At 58.2% G+C, this 24,764-nt stretch carries 23 protein-coding genes; 13 read left to right on the forward strand and 10 right to left on the reverse strand.

Annotated elements, in window-relative coordinates; all coding sequences use genetic code 11:
- The first annotated feature begins 106 nt into the window (after positions 1-106).
- Positions 107-649, forward strand: a complete 543-nt coding sequence (locus GSQ94_RS03470; protein WP_158941992.1) for a class I SAM-dependent methyltransferase — start codon at positions 107-109, stop codon at positions 647-649.
- Positions 650-742: 93 nt separating this feature from the next.
- Here the strand turns inward: GSQ94_RS03470 and GSQ94_RS03475 are convergent, their stop codons facing one another.
- The 3 genes from GSQ94_RS03475 to GSQ94_RS03485 form a co-directional block, all read right to left on the reverse strand.
- Entirely contained in the window at positions 743-1,000 is a 258-nt protein-coding gene (locus tag GSQ94_RS03475) for a hypothetical protein (RefSeq protein ID WP_158941926.1), read from the reverse strand.
- Between the two features lie 131 nt (positions 1,001-1,131).
- Entirely contained in the window at positions 1,132-3,531 is a 2,400-nt protein-coding gene (locus GSQ94_RS03480; protein WP_158941927.1) for an APC family permease, read from the reverse strand.
- A 141-nt stretch (positions 3,532-3,672) separates the two neighbouring features.
- A complete protein-coding gene (locus tag GSQ94_RS03485) occupies positions 3,673-3,810 on the reverse strand; it encodes a hypothetical protein (RefSeq protein WP_158941928.1) in 138 nt (45 codons plus the stop codon).
- Between the two features lie 65 nt (positions 3,811-3,875).
- Here GSQ94_RS03485 and lnt point away from each other — a divergent pair, with 65 nt between their 5' ends.
- From lnt to GSQ94_RS03520, 7 genes are all read left to right on the forward strand, one after another.
- Positions 3,876-5,540 (forward strand): apolipoprotein N-acyltransferase, encoded by a 1,665-nt coding sequence (lnt, locus tag GSQ94_RS03490; protein ID WP_254063611.1) that lies wholly within the window; start codon positions 3,876-3,878, stop codon positions 5,538-5,540.
- A gap of 226 nt (positions 5,541-5,766) precedes the next feature.
- Positions 5,767-6,898, forward strand: a protein-coding gene (gene prfB / locus GSQ94_RS03495; RefSeq protein ID WP_216843006.1) for a peptide chain release factor 2 whose coding sequence is annotated in 2 segments (ribosomal slippage) — positions 5,767-5,835 and positions 5,837-6,898 — 1,131 coding nt in all. Because the reading frame shifts where the segments join, the coding sequence is not laid out codon by codon here.
- Positions 6,899-7,366: 468 nt separating this feature from the next.
- Positions 7,367-8,110, forward strand: a complete 744-nt coding sequence (locus tag GSQ94_RS03500) for a class I SAM-dependent methyltransferase (protein WP_158941929.1) — start codon at positions 7,367-7,369, stop codon at positions 8,108-8,110.
- A 55-nt stretch (positions 8,111-8,165) separates the two neighbouring features.
- A complete protein-coding gene (locus GSQ94_RS03505; RefSeq protein ID WP_158941930.1) occupies positions 8,166-8,684 on the forward strand; it encodes a DinB family protein in 519 nt (172 codons plus the stop codon).
- Positions 8,685-8,706: 22 nt separating this feature from the next.
- Positions 8,707-9,129 (forward strand): CoA-binding protein, encoded by a 423-nt coding sequence (locus GSQ94_RS03510; RefSeq protein ID WP_158941931.1) that lies wholly within the window; start codon positions 8,707-8,709, stop codon positions 9,127-9,129.
- A 36-nt stretch (positions 9,130-9,165) separates the two neighbouring features.
- Entirely contained in the window at positions 9,166-11,271 is a 2,106-nt protein-coding gene (locus GSQ94_RS03515; RefSeq protein ID WP_158941932.1) for a protein-disulfide reductase DsbD, read from the forward strand.
- A gap of 32 nt (positions 11,272-11,303) precedes the next feature.
- The gene (locus GSQ94_RS03520) at positions 11,304-11,669 is read left to right on the forward strand and encodes an SgcJ/EcaC family oxidoreductase (RefSeq protein WP_256369959.1); all 366 of its coding nucleotides are present in this window, start codon (positions 11,304-11,306) and stop codon (positions 11,667-11,669) included.
- Position 11,670: 1 nt separating this feature from the next.
- Here the strand turns inward: GSQ94_RS03520 and GSQ94_RS03525 are convergent, their stop codons facing one another.
- Together GSQ94_RS03525 and GSQ94_RS03530 are read right to left on the reverse strand one after the other, a co-directional pair.
- A complete protein-coding gene (locus GSQ94_RS03525) occupies positions 11,671-13,008 on the reverse strand; it encodes a replication-associated recombination protein A (protein ID WP_158941933.1) in 1,338 nt (445 codons plus the stop codon).
- A complete protein-coding gene (locus tag GSQ94_RS03530) occupies positions 13,005-13,814 on the reverse strand; it encodes an RNA methyltransferase (RefSeq protein WP_254063613.1) in 810 nt (269 codons plus the stop codon). The genes GSQ94_RS03525 and GSQ94_RS03530 overlap by 4 nt, the downstream gene beginning before the upstream one ends.
- A gap of 144 nt (positions 13,815-13,958) precedes the next feature.
- On the opposite strand from GSQ94_RS03530, the gene GSQ94_RS03535 reads away from it, so the two are divergent.
- Positions 13,959-14,603: an L-threonylcarbamoyladenylate synthase gene (locus GSQ94_RS03535; RefSeq protein ID WP_158941934.1), complete on the forward strand. Its 645-nt coding sequence runs from the start codon at positions 13,959-13,961 to the stop codon at positions 14,601-14,603.
- Positions 14,604-14,736: 133 nt separating this feature from the next.
- Positions 14,737-15,408, forward strand: a complete 672-nt coding sequence (locus tag GSQ94_RS03540) for a YdcF family protein (RefSeq protein WP_158941935.1) — start codon at positions 14,737-14,739, stop codon at positions 15,406-15,408.
- 4 nt (positions 15,409-15,412) lie between these two features.
- Here GSQ94_RS03540 and GSQ94_RS03545 read toward each other — a convergent pair whose 3' ends face one another.
- Positions 15,413-16,297 (reverse strand): DUF92 domain-containing protein, encoded by an 885-nt coding sequence (locus GSQ94_RS03545; protein WP_158941936.1) that lies wholly within the window; start codon positions 16,295-16,297, stop codon positions 15,413-15,415.
- Between the two features lie 180 nt (positions 16,298-16,477).
- Here GSQ94_RS03545 and GSQ94_RS03550 point away from each other — a divergent pair, with 180 nt between their 5' ends.
- Positions 16,478-17,854, forward strand: a complete 1,377-nt coding sequence (locus GSQ94_RS03550; RefSeq protein ID WP_158941937.1) for a YncE family protein — start codon at positions 16,478-16,480, stop codon at positions 17,852-17,854.
- 89 nt (positions 17,855-17,943) lie between these two features.
- Here the strand turns inward: GSQ94_RS03550 and GSQ94_RS03555 are convergent, their stop codons facing one another.
- Together GSQ94_RS03555 and GSQ94_RS03560 are read right to left on the reverse strand one after the other, a co-directional pair.
- The gene (locus GSQ94_RS03555) at positions 17,944-18,846 is read right to left on the reverse strand and encodes an anti-sigma factor (protein ID WP_158941938.1); all 903 of its coding nucleotides are present in this window, start codon (positions 18,844-18,846) and stop codon (positions 17,944-17,946) included.
- Positions 18,843-19,409, reverse strand: coding sequence for an RNA polymerase sigma factor (locus GSQ94_RS03560; RefSeq protein ID WP_158941939.1), 567 nt, complete (start codon positions 19,407-19,409; stop codon positions 18,843-18,845). The genes GSQ94_RS03555 and GSQ94_RS03560 overlap by 4 nt, the downstream gene beginning before the upstream one ends.
- Positions 19,410-19,643: 234 nt before the next feature.
- Here GSQ94_RS03560 and GSQ94_RS03565 point away from each other — a divergent pair, with 234 nt between their 5' ends.
- Positions 19,644-20,438: a TlyA family RNA methyltransferase gene (locus tag GSQ94_RS03565; RefSeq protein WP_158941940.1), complete on the forward strand. Its 795-nt coding sequence runs from the start codon at positions 19,644-19,646 to the stop codon at positions 20,436-20,438.
- Positions 20,439-20,477: 39 nt separating this feature from the next.
- Here GSQ94_RS03565 and GSQ94_RS03570 read toward each other — a convergent pair whose 3' ends face one another.
- Positions 20,478-22,715, reverse strand: a complete 2,238-nt coding sequence (locus GSQ94_RS03570) for an AsmA family protein (protein ID WP_158941941.1) — start codon at positions 22,713-22,715, stop codon at positions 20,478-20,480.
- 184 nt (positions 22,716-22,899) lie between these two features.
- Between GSQ94_RS03570 and GSQ94_RS03575 the strand changes: the two genes are divergently transcribed.
- Positions 22,900-23,757, forward strand: a complete 858-nt coding sequence (locus GSQ94_RS03575; protein WP_158941942.1) for an NAD(+)/NADH kinase — start codon at positions 22,900-22,902, stop codon at positions 23,755-23,757.
- A 212-nt stretch (positions 23,758-23,969) separates the two neighbouring features.
- Here GSQ94_RS03575 and GSQ94_RS03580 read toward each other — a convergent pair whose 3' ends face one another.
- On the reverse strand, positions 23,970-24,758 hold the full coding sequence (locus GSQ94_RS03580; RefSeq protein WP_254063614.1) for an ABC transporter ATP-binding protein: 789 nt from the start codon (positions 24,756-24,758) through the stop codon (positions 23,970-23,972).
- Between the last annotated feature and the right edge of the window lie 6 nt (positions 24,759-24,764).

Consider the following 24,764-nt stretch of genomic DNA (forward strand, 5'->3'; position numbering starts at 1 on the left):
AAGCGGGCTCATGCGCAGCCTTTTTGGCGGTAGCGAAAGCACAAGCACTCCGAGAGGTGGCGACTCAGGTCGCATCCCTCGTCATTCCAGCGGGTGGAAAGAGTTGTTGAAGCACCTGCAGACGCAGGAATCACTGCGCATCCTCGACATTGGACCCACCTCGTCCACCAACATCAACTACATCACCAGTCTTGGCCATAGCATCTACATGGCAAGTGTCGTAGACGAAGCCTCAAAGCCGGAGTGGCTCACCCCTGCTAAAGAGGGTGAGGAGCCCATCTTTGATGTCGACCGCTTTCTGGAGAGCAATCTTAACTTCTCCGGTCGCGTCTTCGACGTTGTGATCTTCTGGGACACTGCGGACTATCTGCCCGAGCCTCTCATAGCGCCTGTACTCTCTCGTATTCACAAGGTATTGCAACCGGGAGGTCTCATGCTGGCCTTCTTTCACCAGACAACCAGTCCGGAGACCTTCTTCTGCCGGTATCATCTTACCGATACCGATGTAGTGGAGATGCAGCGCGCAGGGAACTATCCGCTGCTGAACGTCTTCAATAACCGCAAGATTGAAAACCTGTTCAGTGAGTTCAGTAACTACCGGTTCTTTCTCGCTAAAGATAGTCTTCGCGAGGTCATTATTACCCGGTAAGTCGGCGAGATAGCTTAGACACAATTAGGCGAGAGCAGGAAAAAGGCGTCTCGATAAGAGGCGCCTTTCTCTTCTTAAAATATTTTCAGGAAATTAACTCTTCGCATTCTGCTTCCGTCGCTCGGCCCAGCGCTTCTTCATAGCATCGGCAATTCTCTTGCGGCCTTCTGGACTCAGTTTGCGTTTGCGTGGAGCGGGAGATGCCGGTGCGGCTACGTTTTTGCTGCCTTTGGGACGGCCACGACCTGGGCGTGTGGAAGCTCCCGTCGTCGTTCCAGCCAGCAGCGTACGCGCCTGCTGGAGCTTCAAAATCTGCGCATCGATCTCGGCAATAATACGGCTAACTTCCACGTGGTACCTCCAGTGGCATCTATAGGTCGAGCAGCCCTCTGTCCTATCGGCCTCGATCCAATTTCTTATTGCCACTTGTAGAAGATACAGAAGGACGTAACTCGATGCAAACGTGGAGTAACTCGAGCGAGCTACTTTGTATTCGCCGTGTTAGCTTCACGATCTTCATTTTTATGCGTTGTGTGGGGAGTACGAATCGCATAACCCGGACCCGCTTCATCCAACTCTTCATGCCGCGAGCCACCCAGTCCACGGCGATGATGCGACTCATCGATGCACCTTTGCAGATCTTGCAGGGTTCCCTGCTTATCTCGCGCAAACTCAGTAGCCATGCGGGTCAGCGCATAGGCAAGGATGTCGCTGTGGTGTAGATCCTGCATGTCCGGAGAGCGCCGGATATTGAGCCACAACCGATGCACCAGTTGAACCTCGTGCGGCTCAATCGTCGGGGCATGAGGACCAATATGGAAACTAAGTGACTGCCCATCCGGTTTAACGACATAGAAAGTAAATTGACGCTTCGGCTCAGGTAATGCCTCCCATGCCTGACCCACATGGTAAGCCTGCTCCTCCGCAGTGAGCTTCGTCGAAAGTCCAGACACTACCGCCGCCGCATCCAGCGAGTTAGCCGTCTGCACCAGCGCAGAGAAGATATCTCCCGCGGGAACTACCAGCAGCGAGATATGTTTCCCGAAGCTCTCAGCGACCGAGACAGCCTTCGTAAACAGCATCTGCTCGTGCTCGCTGAATAACTGCTCCGACGCATCCACATACTCTGGTCCGCCTGCACCCATCATGCGAGCAGCCAGCACCACCAGGTCCTGATCGTCCGTATTCGTATGCGTCAAGGCCCACTTCAGCGCAAACGGCGCAGCCGAATCACGCATCGTCACCACTACCGCGCCGGGACGAATCTCCAACGCCTCACGTCCCACAGTATCCTGGTGCTCCAGTTGAAAGTGTTCTTTCATCTGCAGCGTCGTAAGATCGTGGCGGCGTTTGTTATCTCTCTCTGAAAGCGAAAAGATCACAAAAAATGCCGCAGCAAAGATAACTCCACTTACTGTAGCTACCGACTTCGTAAATAAATTGACGATAGCGGTAGTTAGAAGAACCAGGAACACAGAGAGTAGTCCCAGCGGAATCTCTGTCTTGCCAATCCGAATATTAAGTGGAACCTTCCAGCCGCGCTCGCCCTTGTACTTCCACCGCAGCACCAGCATCGCCAGCGCGTTGAAGGTGAAGCTCCAGATCACGCCGAACGCATAAGCCTCACCCAGCATGATCACGTTGCCGCGAGTCACAAGGATCGTAAACATCTGCAGCCCTGCAACTAGATTCACAATGCGATAACTGGTCCCGTACTTACGTTGTGGCTTGCGAAACCAGTCCGACAGCACTCCATCTTCAGCCACCCGCATCAACACGCCGGTCGAGCCTACGATCGCCGTATTGACGGCTCCCCCAAGAATCAAAAATCCGACGATCACCACGAAGACACGGAAGCCGATCCGCAACGCCAGTGGCCCCACCATGTACATCGCCATCCCGGCGATCAGGTTGTCGCGATACACCGGAACCCGCACCGTATCCGGAATCAGCATCACCGCCAGCAGCGTTCCGACGCCGGTAAAGATGAAGCTGTAGATCGCAATCACAATCGCTGCGCGCTTCAGGTTCTTCAGCTTCGGATGTTCGATCTCCCGGTTCACCTGCGCCAGCGACTCTTCGCCGCTCATCGCCAGCACCGAGTGCCCAAACGCCATCAGCACGCCGAACAAGCCCAGCGACTTCATGAAGCCGGTGTGCTTCAGAAATCCAAGCGCATCATTGCTGAAGTGAAGATTGTCCGGCGTAGGCCACGGCGGAAGATGTGCTCCCACATGGATCGCCGAAAAGATCCCCCACGACAGCAGAATCACCACCATCACGGTGGTAATCTTCATCACCTTCAGAGCCTTGTCGCTCGACTCCTCAATCCCCTTGGTGTTCTGCCACCAGAAGTAGATCGTCACCAACCCCGCGATCACAGCCGAGGTCCCATCCACAGGCAACTGCCGCGCCACGCCGCCCGCATGCATTACCACCTTGCTCGCCCAGTGATGCGCCGCGAAGAGCCGCAGTACCTCATTCAGCAGCCCCACAATGTACTGACCCGCCGACACACCCGAGATCGGCCCCGTCAGAATATAGTCGAACATCAGCGCCGACACGCTCAACTTCGCGAACGTCCCGCCCAGCGCCTCTTTTACGATCCGGTAGACGCCGCCGCGCGTGAACATGCTGCAGCTCTCGACATACACGGCGCGCACCGCAAAGCTGAACAGCATCACGCCCAGGATGAACCACGGCGCAGCTTTGCCCACTGCCTCTTCCGCGATGCCGCCCGCATAGAACGCGGAAGACCCAAGGTCGTTCAACACGATCGCAGCCGCTCGCCAGAAGGAGATAAAGGTAAGCATCACCGACGACGCCACGACCAGGCGGACGCGGTTCGATTGCGGCTTAGTAATCGTCTCTTTAGATCCCATTATGGTTTGCTGTCCGAGAACAAGAGCAGCCGGCAATACTGAGTAACGTCAGCACAGTACACGGCCCTCCCACCTTAGGTGGTAACACTGCCAAGACCCATCGGCAAGAGCAGAATGATGTCCCGCTTCCGCCGTTGGCAGCTATTCTTCATCCCCCAGCAACTCCTTCAAATCTTCTGCAAAACTCACCACAATCACGACTGCGGATCCCGCCATGCCAATAAAAAACAGTGGCACAACAACCTTGGCAACGAGATGAACGACAAAATCCATGCCCATCTATTGTATCTCCCAACCACCGCAACCCAACGGGAAATCACCGCCTCAATGTTAGACTGCATGCGATGCGACTTATCCCCCTGCGACTCTGGGCCATGGCCGTGCTCTCCGGCATCCTCCAAGTCCTACCCTTTCCCACCGCAGGGCCGGTTCCCGTCTGGCGAACCACCTTCTGCTGGATCGCCCTCCTGCCCCTCCTCTGGGCTCTCCTCGGTAACAGCAAGACCGACAAGCCACTTACTCTCTCCCAGGCAGCCATCCTCGGCTACCTCTGCGGTTTTATCTGGTATCTGGGCAACTGCTACTGGATCTACCAGACGATGTTTCTCTACGGTGGTCTCGCCAAACCCATCGCCGCAGGCATCCTCGTCCTCTTCTGCCTCTACCTTGGCCTCTATCACGCGCTCTTCGGAGCTCTGCTCGCCGCCCTCCGCAGCCGCTTCAGCCGCCAGTCTGTCCTCCTCTTCGTCCCCTTCGCATGGGTCGCCGTAGAGCTCGCCCGCGCGCGCATCACCGGCCTGCCATGGGATCTCCTCGGCATCACCCAGGTCGACAACCCCATGCTCACCCGCCTCGCTCCCATCACCGGAGCCTACGGGCTCTCCTTCGTCATCGCCGCCGTCAACGCTCTATGGCTTGTCCGCATCCGTCTCCGCGAGCGCCGTTACACCCGACTCGCGCTCACCATCGCGGGAGTCGTCATCGTCGTCGCCTACACCGTTGTCCTGCGCCTCGTCGCCAACCCGAAGTCATCCCCCACTACCGCCGCCGCAACCCTCGTCCAGGAGAACCTCGAGGTAGGAGCGGCCAGCACCGGTCCGCAGCCAACCATCCAGCAGTTCCTCGACTCCTTCTCTTACCTCAGCCGCTACCCCTCCCAAAAGTTCCTGCTCGGAATCCCCGAGCTGCGCGACACCCAGACCGTCTATCTCATCCACTCACAGTCCGCCTCCGACGAGGCCATCGCGGCACCCGCTCCCACCAATCTCATCGTCTGGCCCGAGTCTCCCGCACCGTTCGAAGACGTAGACGCGCAGTTTCGCTCCGCCATGTCGGCTCTGGCCCGCTCCGCGCACGCGCCCATCATCGTCGGCAACACCGGATTCGAGCTGGACCCGTCGAAAAAATCCGGGTACACCCCCTACAACCGCGCCTCGTTTATCAACCCCGACGGCGCCTTCGTCGGCCACTACGACAAGATGCACCTCGTCCCCTTCGGCGAGTACGTCCCGTTCAAAGAGTTCTTCTTCTTCGCCAAAAATCTCCTCAACGAAGTAGGCACCTTCGAGCCCGGCACTCACCGCACTGTCTTCTCCACCGGAGGCCACACCTACGGCGTCTTCATCTGCTACGAGTCCATCTTCGGCAACGAGATTCGCTTGCTCAGCAAGCAGGGTGCGGATGTCCTCATCAATATCTCCAACGACGGCTGGTACGGCGACACCAGCGCGGCATGGCAGCACCTCAACATGGTCCGCATGCGCGCCATCGAAAATCACCGTTGGGTCCTCCGCGCCACCAACACCGGCGTAACCGTCGCCATCAACCCCTTCGGCCACGTCACCGCCGCCCTGCCGAGGCATCTGCGCTCCAGCCTCCGCGTCCACTTCGCCTACGAGCACGACCTCACCTTCTACGCCGCCCACGGCGATCTCTTCGCCTACGCCTGCGCCCTCCTCACCACCCTTGGTCTCCTCTTCAGCCTCCGCAGCCGCATTGCAAAGCAGTAAATGTATCCCGTAGAGGTAAATATGAGGAAGAAGCCGTTATCCTGAGCGGACTGTCTCACGGCACTTTGTGAGACACGCAGTCGAAGGATCTTTGTCTTTCGCCTTTGCTTTATGACCGGGTGCCCCATCTTCGCGACGGTTTTATCGTCGCTAAGGTGGGCCTCACCACCCGCGCAAACCGCTCTTCGCTGCACACCTGACCACTCATGCACTAAACTAAAAACTTATGCTTAGCGATCTCGAATACTCCTACTCCCCGGTCCGCGACAAAGTACGCGATCTGCGGGAGTATCTTTGACTCTCCCCGACTCCGCCGTGAACTAGCCGTCATCGAAGAGAAGATATCTGACCCCACCGTCTGGGCCGACGCCTCGCGTTCGCAGCCGCTTATGCGCGAACGCAAGCGCCTCGAAACTCTCCTCGCCGACGACGCCGAACTCGCCCGCCGCTCCGACGACATCGAGGCCTACTTCGAACTCGCCAAGGAGGGCGAGAACACCGAACCCGATCTCGTCCGCGAGATTCCCGCGCTGATCGACTTTGCCGACAAGCTCGAATCCAAGACCATGCTCTCCGGCGAGACCGATCCGCTCAACGCCATCGTCACCGTGCACCCGGGCGCAGGCGGCACCGAGTCCCAGGACTGGGCCGAGATGCTCATGCGCATGTACATCCGATGGGGCGAGCGCCAGAACTTCAAGGTCGAGATCAACGAAGTCCAGGACGGCGACGAAGCCGGCATCAAATCCGCCACCTTCACCATCTCCGGCGACTTCGCCTTCGGTCTCCTCTCCGGAGAAACCGGCGTCCACCGCCTCGTTCGCATCTCCCCCTTCGACTCCGCCAAGCGTCGCCACACCAGCTTCGCCAGCGTCTTCGTCTCCCCCGAGATTGACGACACCATCGTCATCGACATCAAGACCGAAGACCTCCGCATCGACACCTACCGCTCCGGCGGCAAGGGCGGCCAGCACGTCAACACCACGGACTCCGCAGTCCGCATCACCCACATCCCGACAGGTCTCGTCACCGGCTGCCAGAACGAGCGCTCCCAGCACAAGAACAAGGAGCGGGCCATGAAGATGATGCGCTCCAAGCTCTACGAGTACGAGCTCGACAAGAAGAAGGCGACGGCCCGCAAGCTCGAAGACTCCAAGCTCGACATCAAGTTCGGCTCCCAGATCCGCAGCTATGTCCTCCAGCCCTACCGCATGGCCAAAGACCTCCGCACCCGAGTCGAAGTTGGCGATGTCGACAAGGTCCTCGACGGCGACCTCGAACCCTTCATCCGTGGCTACCTCCGCATGCGCCGCGAGGGCAACTTCCCCGCCGAAGCAGCCGAAGACGATCTAACCTAAGTAGTCGGCCGTTAGTTGTCAGTTCTCAATTGTCAGTTAGGCCACGCCCCGCGTCTAAAAGACGCCGCAAAGCGGCCACCTCTCTGCCGAAGGCCGGAGCAAAGGCGAAGCCGGAGCGACTAAATATTGCCGTTGCTTTTGCTGTTGTTCGTCTTCTGTCTCACAGGGACACGAAAAAACCGCCTCGGAAAATAAATACGAAAACCGTGGCGTATTTTTTGCGCCTCAAAAATACGTTGCTAACCGCCACGCTCAGCCACACAAACCACCACACCCACACCACCAAAACACCACGACAAAACACGCCTTTTCACTAAAAACCCCTGCAAAACTGCAAATCCATCGCAAAATAAAAAACTATGACAAATATCACCCATTCCACCTGACGTCAGCCACTACTACCAGCCATTCCAAACGAGCATCCTGAATGCAGTACTCTCATACGCACTGCACAGGAGCAACCTGACGATGAAACCAACTCCCAACCCCGACTACGGCGTCGACGCACCCGCCGTCATGCGCAACTTCTTTCTCATCGGCTCCGCCTGCCTGCTCCTGGCCATCTTCTCCCGGCACATCCTTCACCTCGGCCCCGTCGAACTCAACGCCCGCAGCTTCTACTGGCCCGCAGCATTCCTCATCGGCGAAGGTTTCCTCTTCCTTCTCTACGTCAAAGTCGGCAAGTTCCGCCATCGCGACTTCATGCTGAATCTCCGCAACTGGCGCGGTGATGAGCAGGTTCTCGACGTAGGCTGCGGGCGCGGCCTTCTGCTCGCAGGCGCAGCCAAACGTATCGCTGCGCTCTCAGGCACCGGCCACGCCACCGGCATCGACGTCTGGTCCAACGTCGACATGGGCGGCAACTCCGCCGCCGCGACCCAGCGCAATCTGGACCTCGAAGGCATCTCCGACTACTGCACCCTGCTCAGCCAACCAGCCCAAACCATGCCCTTTCTCGACGCGAGCTTTGACGTCGTCGTCTCCAACCTCTGCATCCACAACATCTACGACCAACCCACGCGCCGCCAGGCCCTTCAGCAGATCATCCGTATCCTCAAGCCCGGCGGCATCGCCCTGATCTCCGACTACAAACTCACAGGCGAGTACGCCAAAGCGTTCAGCGAAGCTGGCCTGGCAGTCGAAATGAAGCGCGGCAGCCTCGTCACCACCTTTCCACCACTCAAAGTAGTAATCGCCCGCAAGTCAATGTAACCCTGCGGCTTCCATCGCATCCAAACAAGTGGAACTATGGAGGCATAACCAAAATATGAGCGCCAAGTCCGCAGACAAGAAGCAGACAACTGACGAACAAGCACCTCTGCGCAAGCAGCTGATAGCCCTTCTGCGTGGCGGGCAAGCCCACGTCACCTTCGACGAAGCCGTCAGAGATTTCGCCCCAGAACACCGCAGCGCCGTTCCCTCCAATCTCCCCTACTCCGCGTGGCAGATCCTCGAGCATCTCCGCATTACTCAGCGCGACATTCTCAACTTCTCCGCGCCTCCCACCGGCGGTTACCACGGCATCAAGTGGCCCGATGACTACTGGCCCAAGTCTCCTCAGCCTCCCTCCTCCGACTCCTGGGAGCAGTGCATTGCCGCTATTCGCTCGGATGCAGAACACATCGAAGCCCTCATCGCAAACCCAGACTCCGACCTCTTCAAACCCTTTCGCTGGGGCGACGGGCAAAACCTCCTCCGCGAAGCTCTTCTAGTCGCCGACCACAACGCCTATCATCTCGGCGAACTCGTCATCCTTCGCCGCCTCTTAGACGCATGGCACAAGTAGGTTTCCTGAGGCCTCTGAACCAATGCACGGACCTGAGATCATCCGCAATATGTTAGGCGTCACGACCAAAGAAAGCCCACGCACCATCGCTGTCATTGGTCTCTCCGACGATCCAGCCAAGCCAAGCCATTATGTTTCGGCATACATGCAACAGCACGGCTATAAACTCTACCCCGTCAACCCCTCCCTCCCAGAGGTCCTTGGCGAAAAGTCATACGCGTCACTCTCAGAGCTTCCGATCAAGCCCGACATTGTCGACGTCTTCCGTCTTCCGAAGTTCATCCCCGCCATTGTGGAGGAGATGATTCAACTCGGTCACCCCAACCTCTGGGTTCAGCAGGGAATCGTCAATCTTGAAGCCGCCGCTCGCGCTGAGGCTGCCGGAATCAACGTCGTGATGGATCGCTGCATCATGGTCGAACACCGCAACCTTACGCCCCAATGACAAACACCTCTCCGCAAGACCTACAATTGAGACTGAATGAATAACGTTCGAAAACTCTCCGCCTTCCTGCTCCTCGCTTGCGCCTCCTTGCTTCTTACGCCCGCGCACGCCCAGCTTCAGGTCGTCGGCGACGGTGGCCCCGGTCCCGTCAAAGCTCAGCACCTCACCGCAGAGCTCGTCTCCCTCTCACCGAGCATTGCCCCCGGGGGAACCCTGCAGGTTGGTCTCGTTCTCACCCTCGAAGAGCACTGGCATGTCTACTGGATCAACGCCGGCGACTCCGGTGAGCCGCCAAAAATAACCTGGACCTTGCCCGAAGGCGTTACCGCCGGTCCCATGTTATTCCCCATCCCGAGCCGTCTCCCTCTCGGTCCGCTCATGGACTTCGGCTATGAAGACGAAGTCGCATTCCCCGTTCAGATCACGGCTGCCAGCTCTCTGAAGCCCGGTCCCATCCACCTCGATGCCAAAGTAAGCTGGCTCGTCTGCCGCGAAGTCTGCATTCCTGGCAAGGCTCATCTCGGTCTCAACCTCAACGTTGTCCCCGGAGCCGCACCGGCACAGCCAGTCGGTGCCATCGGCGAAGCCCTCACCCTCATTCCCAAGCCGCTTCCCGCCGACGCTAAACTCACCGTCACGGGCGGCAAGGCCGATTTCGTCCTCAACCTCATCACCGGCGGCCGCGAGACCAACGCCGAGTTCTATCCGTCGGACCAGGACCAGATCGCCAACGCTGCGCCGCAGCAGATCGAGCCAACCTCTGACGGTGTTCGCCTCCGTGTCCGACGCTCCGAAGATCTCAAGACCCTCCCGACGCAACTCCACGGAGTCCTCAAGCTCTCCGACACCGAAGCCTATGACGTGACCGCTCCAGTCACGCCCGGCGAAGTCGCAGCAGCACCCGGCAGCAAAGTCCCCGGCGCTCCTGCTACCAGCAGCGTGACGACGCTCGGTGCCATCGGCCTGGCCTTCGTCGGAGGCATCATCCTCAACCTGATGCCGTGTGTCTTCCCGGTTCTATTCCTCAAGGGTTTGGCGCTCGTGCAGTCCTCGGGCGAAGAGCGCAGCCGCCTTCGCAGCCACGGCCTCGTCTACACTCTCGGCATCCTGGTCTCCTTCTGGATCATCGTAGGGGTCCTTCTAGGTCTTCGCGCCACTGGCAGCCAGGCTGGATGGGGCTTCCAGCTTCAGTCTCCAACCTTCATCGCGATTCTCGCCGCAGGCCTGTTCTTCTTTGCGCTTTCGCTGGCAGGTCAGTTTGACCTTGGCCTTTCGCTCACCAGCGTAGGCGGTGGACTCGCGCAGAAGCAGGGTTACGCTGGCAGCTTCTTCACCGGCGTTCTTGCAACTATCGTCGCCACCCCCTGCACCGCACCGCTCATGGGTGCTGCCATCGGCTTCGCCCTCGCCCAGCCCGCAGGGGTCACCTTCGCGGTGTTCACTGCTCTGGGACTAGGCCTTGCGACTCCGTATCTTCTCCTCAGCTTCCAACCAGCATGGACCCGCATCCTTCCCCGTCCCGGAGCCTGGATGGAGATCCTCAAGCAGCTCACCGCTGTGCCTCTCTTCGGCACCGCCATCTGGCTTGCGTGGGTCTATGGAAACCTCCACGGCGGCAACGGCCAGGGCGTCGATAACCTCACTCGTCTCCTCTGGTGCTTCCTCGCTCTCGCCATCGCAGGATGGGCACTGGGCAAATGGCCTGCAAGCTGGAAGAGCGCCATCGCCGCGCTGGTCATCGCCGCCCTTGGCATAGCGATTCCGCTCTACCAACCTAAAGACACAAGTCTTGTCTGGGCTCCTTACTCGCAGCAAGCTCTCGACCAGGCCCGCGCCGCAGGCCATCCAGTCTTCATCGACTTCACCGCCGCCTGGTGCCTCAGCTGCCAGGTGAATGAGCGCGCAGTCCTCAAGTCCGCCGACGTCCAGCATCAGTTCAGCAAAAACAACGTCACCCTGCTCAAAGCGGACTGGACTCAGTACGATTCAGAGATCACCAAGCAGCTCGCCTCGGTCAATCGCAGCGGCGTTCCCACCTACGTCATCTATCCTGCGACGAAAAACTCATCTGCCGACGTTCTCCCGGAGCTCCTCACCAAGGACATCGTCCTCACTGCCCTCGAAAAGGACGTAAAGCCCTGACGTCTGATCCTGCAAAATCCGAAGAACAAAAGATCCGCGACCTCATCAGCGCCTGGGGCGAAGCCTCCGAAGCCGGAGACCTCACCGCCCTAATGCAACTCATGACCGAGGACGTCGTCTTCCTCACCTCCGGCAACGCGCCCATGCGCCGCAAGCAGTTCGCCGAAGCCTTCTCCGCCATGGCTGTAATCATGGACCTCACCTGCCGCTCCAATGTTCAGGAGATCACCGTCAGCGGCGACCTCGCCCTCTGCTGGAATCTCCTCGAAGTCTCCATCACCCGCGTAGAGGATGGCGAAACCCGCAAACACGCCGGCAACGTTCTCACTGCACTTCGCCGCGGCCCCGACGGCCAGTGGCGCATCTGGCGCGACGCTAACCTACTCACCCTCGTTTAGGCTACTTCCGTTTTTCTGCCTTGATCCGGGCAATCTCTTCCATCCGCTGGGCCAGCAGCTTCTCCCGTCCCTCATTCGTTGGATGGTAGTACTGCCGCCCCGCCAATCCCTTCGGCAGACATTCCATATCCGCCACGCGCCCCTCTACATCATGCGCGTACTGATACTCCTTGCCGTAGTCCAGCGACTTCATCAGCTTCGTCGGCGCATTCCGCAGATGCAACGGCACCGGCTCCGCGGCCGTCGCTTCAATATCCGCCTTCACCGCACCGTATGCAGTATAAACTGCATTCGACTTAGGGGCCAGCGCAAGATAAACCACCGCCTGCGCCAGCGCCAGTTCACCCTCCGGATGCCCCAGAAAGTGCATCGCATCCCGAGCACTCAAACAGAGATTCAAAGCCTCCGGTGCAGCCAGCCCAATATCTTCTATCGCCATCCGAACGATCCTCCGTGCACAGTACATCGGATCTTCGCCAGCCTCCAGCATCCGTCCGAGCCAGTACATCGCCGCATCCGGATCAGAGTTCCTCACACTTTTATGCAGCGCAGAGATGATGTCGTAGTGCTGCTCCCCCTTTTTGTCATATAGCAACACTCGCCGCTGCATCGCCTCCGCGGCGAGCGGCTTCGTAATCAGCTTCTCCCCACGACCCTCCGCAAGCTTCGCCGCTACATCCAGCGCATTTAACGCATTCCGAGCATCCCCGCTCGAGTACGAAGCAATCGTAGCCAACGCCTCCTCATCCGCCTCAACGCCGCTCGTTCCCAACCCACGCTCAACATCCGTCAACGCTCGCTGCAGCAGCCCAACCACCTGCTCTTCCGTCAACGCCACCAGCGTATACACTCTGCATCGCGACAGCAGCGCAGCATTAATCTCAAACGAAGGATTCTCCGTCGTAGCCCCTATCAACCGGATCGTCCCACGCTCTACATAAGGCAGAAACGCATCCTGCTGTGCCTTATTGAACCGGTGAATCTCATCCACAAACAGAATCGTCCGCGAACCGAAACTCGCAGCCTTCTCCGCCTCCACCATCACATTCTTGATCTCTTTGATCCCGCTCATCACAGCGGAAAACTCGATAAAGCTAGCCTGCGTCATCTGCGCAATAATCTTCGCGAGTGTAGTCTTCCCAGTCCCCGGCGGTCCCCAGAAGATCATCGAAGTCGGATCATCTCCCTCAATCGCCAACCGCAGCGGTTTACCCGGCCCCAGCAGATGCTCTTGTCCGACATACTCCGCGAGCGTGTGCGGCCGCATTCTCTCCGCTAGCGGAGCCTGTCTGCCATGAGACGCAGCAGCACTGATCGGACTAGTGTCAAACAAACTCATCGCGCCACCGCCGCATTTGCTCGTTGCCGACTGGCCTCATACAACAACAAAGACCCCGCCACAGCCGCATTCAAACTCTCCACCGGCCCAGGGCAGGGAATCGTCACCCGCGCATCGCACATCTCCATCCACTCTGCTGTCAGCCCACTTCCTTCGTTCCCAATCATCACCGCGCAGCCCACCGTAAAATCCATCTCCTGCGCCAGCACGACACCAAAATCATCTGCTCCGACAGCAGCAATCAAACGAACTCCACGCCTCTTCAATCCCTCGATTTCAGTAGCTGTACCACCAACCACCGGTACGCGAAACACGCTTCCCGCACTGGCCCGCAGAACCTTCTGGTTCCAGGCGCTCACAGTGCCCTGCGTCGTCAGCACGCCAGCAGCCCCAAATGCCTCCGCCGACCGAACCAGCGTGCCCAGATTCCCCGGATCCTGCAAACCCGCCGCAATTAAAATCAAGGGAGCAGCTACCGTCTCAAACACATCCTCCAGCGTTCTCACCGGAGGCACCATCAGCGCAGCCACTCCCTGGGGCGACTGCGTCTCCACCACACTCGCAAAGACCTCATCGGTGAGATGCAGGATTTCCACGCCTCTTGGGACCATGCGTGGCACTGGCCGTCGCTCGCTCACAAAGACGCTCTTCAAAACCATCCCGCTGCGCAGCGCCTCTTCCAGCAGGTGATCGCCTTCGATCGCAACCATTCCCCCACTCAACCGCGCATGGCCCTGAAAAGCAGCCCGCAGCTGCTTTACTCGCGCATTTGCCCTACTCGAAACCACTGTATCCGAAGTCTGCATCTCCCCAAATCTTACGCCGTCCCCCTATCGGCCGGCCCCTGCTGTCATTCAACCCAAAGAGGCGGTATGCTAAGGAGCGAGACTGATGCATCCCGCGCAGTGTCCGGGCCATGCGGGACCGACTCAGCGGCACAGGAGCAAGATTTGACGGCCGAAACACTTCGTATTCATCCCGACGAGCCCGAACCAGCACTCATTGACTACGTTGTTGCCAGTTTGAACAGCGGCAACGTCGTCGCTCTGCCCACGGACACCTTCTACGGACTCGCCGTCGACCCGGTTAATCTACAGGCCGTCGATCGCATCTACGACCTTAAGGCCCGCGCTCGCCACAAACCGCTCTCGCTGCTCATCGCCGAGGTAGCCCAGGCGTATGAGCTTGCCCGCCAGCTCGACTCAGCCTTCGACCGCCTCGCCGAAAAGTTCTGGCCAGGCCCCCTGACAATCGTCGTCAAAGCCGGCTCCAAGCTACCCCTTCGTGTCACCGCCAACACCGGGAATCTTGCCCTCCGCGTCCCTGAAGCAGCAATTCCTCGCGCCGTCGTCTCACGCCTGGGCTTGCCCATCACTGCCACCTCCGCAAACCTCGCCGGCCACCCCGAGTGCGCCTATGCCACCGGTGTCCGCGAGCAACTCGGCGACAAGATTCCCCTCATCGTCGACGGAGGCCCCACAGCTCGCACTACCGCGACCACCATCGTCGATCTCTCCGGTGGCGGGAACTCCTGGATGATCCTCCGAGAAGGTGCCATCCCCACCCACGAGATAGCCCTCGCCCTTCAGCACTAGCGGTCTGCCTTCAGCCCAAACCCGCCTACAACTTTTGCGTCGAGCATCTCAGGTCTGACCCTGTAGACTAGCTCGATGCAAAAGTTGAACCATCTGGCATAGTCTTGGGTCTTCGCTCGCTCTCTGGAAAAACATGATCGCTCAATCCAATCTGCGCAGCCGAAGCACCAGCAGCGGTGGCCTCCTACGCCGCCTGCTCGCTCTGCTTCTCATCCTCGTCACTGGTTGGTGCATCTGGGTCTACGTGCAGATCGACACCATCGCCAGTCAGGACAACGCACAGCCCGCCGACGCCATTGCCGTCTTCGGAGCAGCCGAATACTCCGGCCACCCATCCCCCGTCCTTCACGCCCGCCTCGACCACGCCGTCGAGCTCTACCGCAAACAGATCGCCCCGCTCGTCATCACCCTCGGCGGCGGCAGCGACAAGGACTCCGGCAACACCGAGGGTGGAGTAGGTCGCGACTATCTCCTCGCCAACGGCATTCCCTTCGCTAACATCATCGCCGAGACCCGCTCCATCGATACTGAGCAGCAGGTTCACCGGCTCGCCGCCATTGCCCGCGAGAACAATCTCCACCACATCGTCGTCGTCTCCGACGGCACCCATCTCTTTCGCATTCGCCAGCTCTGCGTAGACGCCGGTCTCGACGTATACACCTCGCCACGACCCGCCCTTGGCCATATCAGCAACTACGATCTCACGATGCGCTACGTACACGAGATCATTAGCTACACAGCCCTTCGCCTCAACGTAAACGTCAGCTTCCTGCACAGTTGGCTTGAGGGTAAGTCCGACGTCTAGGTAGTCATCTGCTCCGCGCAATCCACACATACGGCAACGTCGCCGCCAACAATGTCGAACTAAAGTTGACCAGGTCGTTTCCCAGCCAACCGCGCTCCTCTACTGTTGCCCCCAGGAAACTATCGAACAAAAGTCCAACGCAGGCTGCAGTAAACACTAGGGCCGGATCTGACCCGAGTGCGTGATGCAGAGAACCCGCGCCGACCACTACGCCCACTGCCGCGACTCCAGCAACACTCCCGGCCAAGCTGACTCCACCGTCTTTTCCCGGCAGCACACGACGAAATGTCGTGATAAGCCATGCCTTGCCACCAACGGCCTGTCCGATCTCCGATGACACTGTGTCCGCCGCGGCCTCCGCTAGTGCTGCAATGCACCCGGCATACCAGCCCATCCAGGCGCAAAACGCAGCTACCCCGATGTTCGCGAGGATCTGCGAAGCTTGCCTCCCACTTCGATGCTCCGCAAGTCCACGTCTTTCCTTTGCGGTACGCCCAAACCGTGTCGCTCCGAATGCAAGCAACGACAAAGCAATCAAAGGCATAAGCGCGGGCCTTGCTAACGGCGTACCGCCGAGCCCAGTCAAGCCCATCGGAGCCTGAGACAGAATCATGCATGCCGCCAGGCCGGTGCCGGCGGCAGCGAGGGTCGACGAGCGTGTCCGCCAGGCCAGCGCCGCCAGGCCGAAGCTAAACAGCACAGGCAACACGAGTGGCTGAAAAGGAGATGCCGAGGCGGCAGCACTCCGGATCGTGACCGAAACCGCACCAAATAACAAGAACGGCACCAGCACAAGAACTAATACTCTTGACTGCAACCGGTCTCGCACCTCCGGGATGGACTTCTTCGAGCCTCTGTAACCCTCCACCACTTGTATTTCCCCTTCCATTCAGCCTCTCACCTCTCCGTGATTTACAATCGAACCTTGAGCATAGCCAACACCAGCACCAGCGCGGGAGCAGTTTTGCACTTAGCAAGTATCGAAGTAAAAAGAACCACTCAGTTGCGGCCGCATCGGCGCCCCGTTCGGTCTGCAGTTCAGACCCTCCGGTCAACACTTAGCCTCGCAATGGTAGCGGTCGTTGTCGCAGCGATCAGCGGTTGCGGTAACAACTACCGCCCTGTCATCAGCGCTATCAATCCTGTTGGTCCGGCTGCGCAGCCGCAGAAGTTTGCTGTAGCGATCTCAAGCACCGGCACGGCTGCAAATGCAACCCCAGGCTTGCTGACCTTTGTGGACTTCGGCGGAGATACGGTTCTGATTACGGCTAACGTGGGCGTGAATCCTTACTACCTCATCCTGAACGGCAGTACCACCACCGCCGCCAGTACTGGCTTCACGCTCAACAGCGATCACACCCTTACCACCTTCAGCATCTTTACCGGCTTGCTTACCAGCCAGATTCTCCAGACCACACTTCTCCCAAATGCTAATCCCGTCGCGATCTTTCCCGAAGGAATCAACACCTACGTCACAGATCCCGGCTTGAATGTTGTCTCGCAGTTCACCGGTTCTCCGCTGGTCCTTCAGCAGCAGTTTGGAATCGATCCGACGTTCAAACCCATTTATACCGTCGGCGTCCCCAACGCCCCTCGCGTCTACGCGATCAGTCAAAGCAACCCAGTTGGTTCTCCCGGCCGGGTCAATACCATCGAAACGACCAGCAACACGCTCGATCCCACGGCCATTCCGGTTGGCGTCAACCCTGTCTACGGCGTCATGACTGCCGACGGCAAACGTGCCTTCATCCTGAATCAAGGAGATGGTACCGTCTCGGTGATTAACGCCCAGACCAATACGCTGGATACGGTTCCCGCGGGATCCACGAATCCCATCAAGGTCGGGACGTCGCCGCTGTGGGCGGACTTCGCGCCACTTCGCAATGAGATGGTTGTCGTCAACTCAGGCGATGGCGTGACTCCAGGGTCTCTCAGCGTTATCAGCATTCCCCTCTGCTCGGCTACAACCCAGGTCGGAAATCCAAACTGCGATCTCAATAACCCAGTCGACGCTCTCGGCTTCGGCAATGTCATAGCCAATATTCCAGTTGGAGTAAACCCCATCATGGTTGGCGTGCTTCAAGACACCACTAACAGCCGTGCATACGTGGTTAATAAGGGCGACATAAGCCTGCCTTGCGCAGCTCCGGGTGTAGCCGTCACAGCCAGTACCACTACTTGCACGGTCTCGGTAATCAACCTGGACAGCAACACCGTCATCGCAACTATTCCCCTTCCTCTCAGCATCAACGTCGATGCAGCAACACCGTTCGCAAACGGCCACCCGAACTACATCGCAGTCACCAGCGGCACTCCCACCGGCAAGGTATACGTCACCTCAGGGGATACCAATTTCATGACCATTATCCGAACCGATACAGATGCCGTAGACACTACCGCTCCGTTACAGGGTGCAGGCGTGTCAGTCCGCGTAACTCAACCCTAAGTAAAATAGCGTGATCGGCGATTGTTCCAAATTCAAATAAGAAAGCCATCCTGAAAGGATGGCTTCTTTATTTGCATATAGGGCCCGGTTTACTCTCCTGCTGAAGCTCCTACCAGGATGATCGGCAGGGTAGGTGTCGTTGCGCCGCCTTCATCCTCTACTGTCACACCAAACGCCTTTGCTTCGACACCTTTTGGCAACGGTGGCAGGATCACGCTCGCGTTTCCGCGGCTGTCCGGACGGAACGTACCAGCCGGGATCGGATTCTGTCCGGTAGCTGCCGGAATCAACCAAAGCTCATAGGTTTTGGATGGCTGCAGCGGTTCTAAGTTGGTTGCCAGGAAGATCAACGTCCCTTTGCTCGCTACGTAGGTCGCTCTACCTTGCGGAACGGCAGGTGGCGCTCCCTTCACGTTCAGGGTCACGCGAGTCGCTGAACTATCAGTTATTGCATCCACAATCTGGTGCGCTGCTGCTGCATCTGCCGTCAGGTGGTCAATCTTGCTAACCTGGTCGGTGACCGCTCCACGCAACATCTCGCGCTCTCTATAGAGGTCGCCGGTAGTGACAGCCAAACCGGCAGCAACCGCCCAGCCGATCCATGGCAATACCTTGCTCGCAGCTCCCCGCTTCGGCAACTCTTCTTCGGTCGAGTAGATGCTACCCGAGCCGCGTCCTAATCCATCCCCAGCAGGGGTTGAGGTCGAATCGGCTCGACTGGAAACGACTGCGTCTGCCGTACGATCGATCGGAATCGCTTTCTTTTCGCGTCCTACCTGCTTCATCAGGCGTTCGCGAGACTGTACTGAGGGCGATTGCAACTCCACCGTGTGGGCATAGATTGCAAGATCTCCTTGAATCTCCGCCAACTCACGGAGAGCGTCCGGTGACTGCTCCACATAGGCAGCAATCTCTGCCATCTCTTTCTGTGGAAGAAGCTGCATGGCAAACAACGCCAGATCTTCGGATGTGATACGCCGCGGTTCGCTCATGCTGGGAACGCCTTTCTCAGCGAAGTCAGAGCGCTGCGGATTCTTGTCTTGACAGTACCTAGCGGGTCGCCTGTCATCTCCGCGATCTCGGAGTGTGTCAACCCATCGAAAAACGCCATCTCCAGCGTCTTCCGCTGTTCTACCGGCAGCAGGTGGATGACGGCGCGTGCCTTCTCCATCAAACTGTTGCGTTCGGCTTCATTGGCAAGGTTGTAGTTTGAGGCCAATGCCATGTCATCGACCGACTCCATCGGCCGCTTCCTGCGAAGCGCGTCAATGGATCGATTTCTGGAGACTACAGCGAGCCATCCGCCCAGGCTACCGCGAGTCGCTACAAAACCATCAGGGTTACGCCAGATCTGCATGAATATTTCCTGGAGGACGTCCTCAGCCGAGGAGGGGTCTCGAAGGACCCGTAGGGCCACCGAGTACACAACCTTTGAATAGCGATCAAATAGCGCCGCCATGGCGTACTCGTCCCCCCTCTGCACAAGTCCAAGTAGGACGATGTCGTCCTGCCCTGAGGGTGGTGGTGAATTCACGAGTCCCGTTTCTCTGTACATACAACGCACCTACTACTATCGCAGATTCCCGAAAACATTAACAATTTAGGGTGCCTCAGGCAACCCCATGTAACCTAAAGAGAGTTACTTTTCTGAACCAGCAAGAGTAACTTTACCCGAAAAATCGTCGCCGCATAGATTTCATACTCCTCTGCTTAGGTAGATGCAATTTCATTCACGCGGATTAATTCTGCATAAGTTGTGCACAAGAATACATAGGAAAGATCCGAACGAATGAGTAATCCCGTACAACTTCAGCGCGGAAAGTCACCAAAGTACCGTATTGACAAGCTTCTCGTAGAGCAAGGTCATGCTGCCTCCCGAGAACGCGCACAAGCCTTAATCCTCGCTGGTCGCGTCCTCGTTGACGAGCAGCGTATTGATAAAGCAGGTACCCTTATCCAATCCAATGCGGTCATCCGCCTTCTGGGAGCGGATCTGAAATACGTCAGTCGTGGCGGACTCAAGCTTGAACGCGCCCTCTCTCACTGGGCCATCGACCTCAGCCGCCTCGCTTGTGTCGACATCGGCGCCTCTACCGGAGGCTTCACCGACTGCATGCTCCAATCCGGCGCCTCCACCGTCCTTGCTGTCGATACAGGATATGGCCAGATCGCCCATAAGCTTCGCGACGACACTCGCGTCACCCTCCGCGAGCGAACCAACGCTAGACTCCTCACTCAAGGCGAACTCCTTATCCCAGGCCAAACCACCCCAGCCTTCCTTGCGATGGACGTCTCGTTCATCTCCGCGACTCTCGTTCTTCCCGCTGTACTTGCAGCGCTCAGCACACCTTCTCAAAGTTGGCAGGGAACCGCGGTCATCCTTGTGAAGCCACAGTTTGAAGCAGGTCGCGTCAACGTCGGTAAAGGCGGCATCGTCCGCGATCCCGACGCCCGTCAAGCCGCCATCGAGCGCGTGCGCGACTGTGTCGTTGACCAGCAGGGCACCAGCATCGACCTTATCGATTCCCCTATTCTCGGTATGGAAGGCAACCATGAGTATCTTCTGCACGCACGCTTCCTCTAGAGTTACTGCCACACGACAATGCCTCGGCTTGAACAAAGGTCAGTGTTTCCCAAACAGTCCGCCCAGCGCATTACCAAGTGGATTCGGCGGAGTCTTCGCGCCTTTCGTTTGGCCTTGACCGCCTAGAAGGCCCTTCGCCGCATTGGCTCCTACGCCAGCCGCAAGCCCCGCCACATTCGGGCTAAAAGTAGGGTTGCTCGTAGTACCGCCAATAGCTACAGGAATGCCAGCTTTCAGAACTCCACCTGCAAGACCTCCCAGCGCGCCGCCTCCAGCACCACCGCCCGGAATAAATCCCGATAGGGCTCCCACAAGTCCCGATGTGCCGCCTCCAGAGCTAGCCTGCTGAGTTCCTCCACCAACCGACAGTCCCGTCAGCTTCAGCACGACGTTGTAGTTCAGCGCTCCTCCGGCACTTACACTTCCTGCCCCCGTGGCTGTCCCTACTCCAGCTACATCCAGCGCGACATTATCCGTTCGAATGTTGCCGCCCTCCTCCCGCACATTCATGCTCAAAGATCGAATCGTCGTCCCCGATCCAGTAGCAGAGGTAATTTTTCCTCCCGTAAACGTCGAAAGCGCCTGCAGCTTCGAACCAAGATCAAACCCCGCCAACTGCGTGTTATTAATCTTCACCGGCCCACTGATCACAGGGGTAGCTGTGGTTCCAGTCACAGCCAGTGCTGTCGTCAACGTTCCGCCCTGCAGCCGCGAGCCCTGCGGTAGATGCACTCCCAACGCAGGCAAAAATGCTTCTAACTCGTTAATCGAAACACTATTTGCAGCGACCTTCATATTCAGCGCCGTTGAAGGACCACTCGACTGATACGTCCCCGAGAGATTAATCGCAGCGCTGCCGATCGTAATCACAGCCTGCTGAACCTCGCCGCTCATCGCCTGCTCATTCTGCGCCAGCGTGAACTGCAACTGCACGGGTTTGGCAGAAGGCACGCCATCCTTCGCCAGTTTGATTCCTGCAACAGTCGCCGCGCCCTGCGCGTTTAACGTCTGTCCATTCGACTGGATCTTCGCCTGCACGTCCGCAACGCCGCTAATCCCCGCATCGGGAGGCACTACGCCAGCCGTGCCAATCTCCACATGCTTCAGATTCACCACAGCATTCAACGGAGTGCTCGCGTTATTTGCCTGGTTGAACGGCCCCGCCGTTCCATTCGCGCTCACACTTCCGCCATTCGGCAATTGTCCGCTCAAGCTGAACGGTGAAGTGCTCTTGGGGGTGAGATTCGTCACTTGCGCATTCACCTGGCTGTACACCGCGCTCCCTTGCTTCCCTGACGTAGCTAGCGTAATCGTTCCATTCTTTATCTGAGCGTCGTCTACAGAGAGGCTATCAAGCATCGACGTCCCCTCTGCATTTGGATCCTTCGGCTTCGGCTGTTTCGGCCCGTTACTCTGCACTAACGTCAGCTTGGGAGTGTCCACCAGCAGCTTGGTTACATGCATCTGCGTCCCACTCCACGCTGCATCCAGCACCAGGCTGTCGATCGTGCCGGTAACGCCATCGGACGCATCCACAAACCCTGCTGCGAGCGGATCAAGATGCTTTATCTCAAGATGACCCGAGAAGGGTGTCGCAGAAGCATCCTGCTGATTGAACGGCCCCGCCGAACCATTCAACTCCACCGTTCCTCCTGCCGGCAGACCAGCTGAAGCCTCAAACGGAAACGCCTTCGTGAATGCAAAATCTTTCACCTTCAAGTTCACATTCTCATACACACGTTTCGTTGCGCTCACGGCACCAGAGGTTCCCGGACCAGCTCCCACCGTGATGCTTCCGTTTTCGACTTTTACCTCACCCACCGTTAGATTCGGAAACGCCTGCTTCGTCTCGTCGCTCTGCGCGGCCTGCTGGTTGCCTGTTCCTATCGTCGAGTAGTTCCACGTCCCATTCGCGGCCCGCAGCAGTTGTATCTTTGGCGACTGCATCGAAAACCCGCGAATGATCACCTGTTTACTAAGGATCAAAGGAAACAACTCCACTCCGATCTTCACCGTGTCCGCCTGAATGAACGGCTGCGTGCTGAACCGCGGATCATCGGCGACCACGGTATTCTCCGCCACCAGGCTGCCGGTGAGCACGGAGAGATCCACTTTCCCAATCGTCACCGTTCTTCCAAGCGACTTTGTGAGGGTGGACTCAATCTTTGCTTTGAAGCTGTCAGTGTTGAGGAACAGCGGCACGCACACAGCCGCAAGCACGATCAGCGCTACAATAGCGCCTAACGCAATCAGGACCAACCGGGCCGGTTTTGCCATGATGTCACCTCAAAGATCAAGCGTCACCATAAGATGCGGGTCTTGAAATACACGTTGCACCAAGTGAATTTCATCAATCCAGCCGAAGTCTGTTCGATATACGCGAAGGCTGCCGTTCCGACGAGGAAGGTGTACGGAAGGCCTGGTTCTCCCTACGTCATCCCACCCGTTACACTAAAGATCCATGCTCCAGGCTGCCATCATCTCCAAGCCCCAGAAGCCGGAACTTGCCGGCATTCTCCGCGATCTCATCACGTGGCTCGAAGCCCGCCACTATCACTATCTCCTGGACCCTGATAGTGCTGCATACGTCTCGGGTGCAGACCCTATACCGCGCATCGATCTCCCGAAACACAAGCCTAACCTCGTCATTGTCCTCGGGGGTGACGGGACCCTTCTCGCAGCAGCCCGCGCCTTTGCCCGCACGACGACGCCAATCCTCAGCGTCAATCTAGGCTCTCTTGGCTTCCTCACCGAGATCCCTCTCTCTGAGCTTTACCCCACGCTGGAGGCATGGTGCGACAACTGCGCTGAGATCGAGGTGCGCAGCATGATGCGGGCCGAGATCATCCGCGACGGCAAGCTCGTCCAGGCCTGGGACGCGCTTAATGACGTGGTGGTCGCGAAAGGGACCATCGCGCGGATGGGTGATTTTTCGGTTGAAATCGATCAGCAGCCTGTGGCTACTTTTCGTGCTGACGGCATCATTGTCTCCACGCCTACCGGCTCTACCGCTTACAACCTCGCTGCCAACGGGCCTATCGTTATGCCTAATGTGAACGCAATGCTGGTGACGCCTATCTGTCCTCACCTGCTTACTATCCGGCCTATTGTTGTTCCTGGGGATTCGAAGGTGAGCGTTGAGGTGGTGGGTGTGCCGAATGAGATCTATCTCACGGTGGACGGGCAGGAGGCGGTGCAGCTGCGGCTTAACGATCATGTTTACTGCCAGCGCTCCGAGGCTGCTGTTCGCCTGATCCGTCATCGTCCGAATGGACTCTTCAGCGTTCTTCGGTCCAAGCTGAAGTGGGGTGAGCGGTAGTTTTTTTTCGCGGTGGTGGAGTGGGGTTTTTGGCGGGGTTTTTTACGAAAAACGATGTTTTCGTGGTGGTTTTTTGCTGGTGTAAACGTGGTGGGATGCGTGGCTAACGTGGTGTGCTGACCGTCACTTTTTGACGCGCGAAAGATACGCCACCAAATCTGAAGATTCTTCGATTATTTTTGTGAGCTGCCGGAATCTGGACGCGATCCGCCTTAAAGGCGGTCTGTGGCTCTGCGCAGGGTGACCATAGGGCCGCCGACGGGATGGCAGAAGACCTTGCCGTGGCTTAGCGCGATGCGTCTCTGCGCGAGGCCTGCCATCTCGGGGTCGTGGGTGACCATGACGATGGTGTGGCCGTTCCGGTGCAGGTCCTGGAGAAGCTCGGCTACGATCTTCTGGTTGGCTGCGTCAAGATTGCCGGTGGGCTCATCGGCCAGGAGGATGGGCGGATTGTTGATTAACGCGCGTGCGATGCAGACCCGCTGCTGTTCTCCGCCGGAGAGCTCGCTGGGCAGGTGCGAGATGCGGTCGCCCAGTCCGACCCGCTGGAGCGCAGTTTTTGCTTCGGTCTCGTCGGTCATCGAGTGAAAGTACTGGGCCAGCATTACGTTTTCAAGCGCTGATAGGTAGGGAATCAGATGGAACTGCTGAAAGATGAAGCCGATCTTGTCGGCGCGGAAGCGGTCGAGCTCGGTGGCCGTCATGGCGGCGGTGTTGATGTTGTCGATCTTCAGCTCGCCCGAGGTGGGGCGGTCGAGACATCCGATCATGTTGACCAGAGTGCTTTTGCCGGAGCCGGAGGGGCCTGTGATGGCAACCCACTCGCCGGCGACGATGGAGAAGGTTGCGTCTTCGAGGGCACGGACCACGCTGCCGTGACCGGCGTACTCGCGGGTTACGTGCTTCAGGGAGATCACGGCGCAGTCGTCGCGCGTGTTTCCGGAGGGGTCGTTCCCAGAGAGATTGGCCAGCTGGCCAGTGACTACTTTCGCTTCGCTCACAGACAT

Source organism: Granulicella sp. S190 (assembly GCF_009766095.1).
GTDB lineage: Bacteria > Acidobacteriota > Terriglobia > Terriglobales > Acidobacteriaceae > Edaphobacter.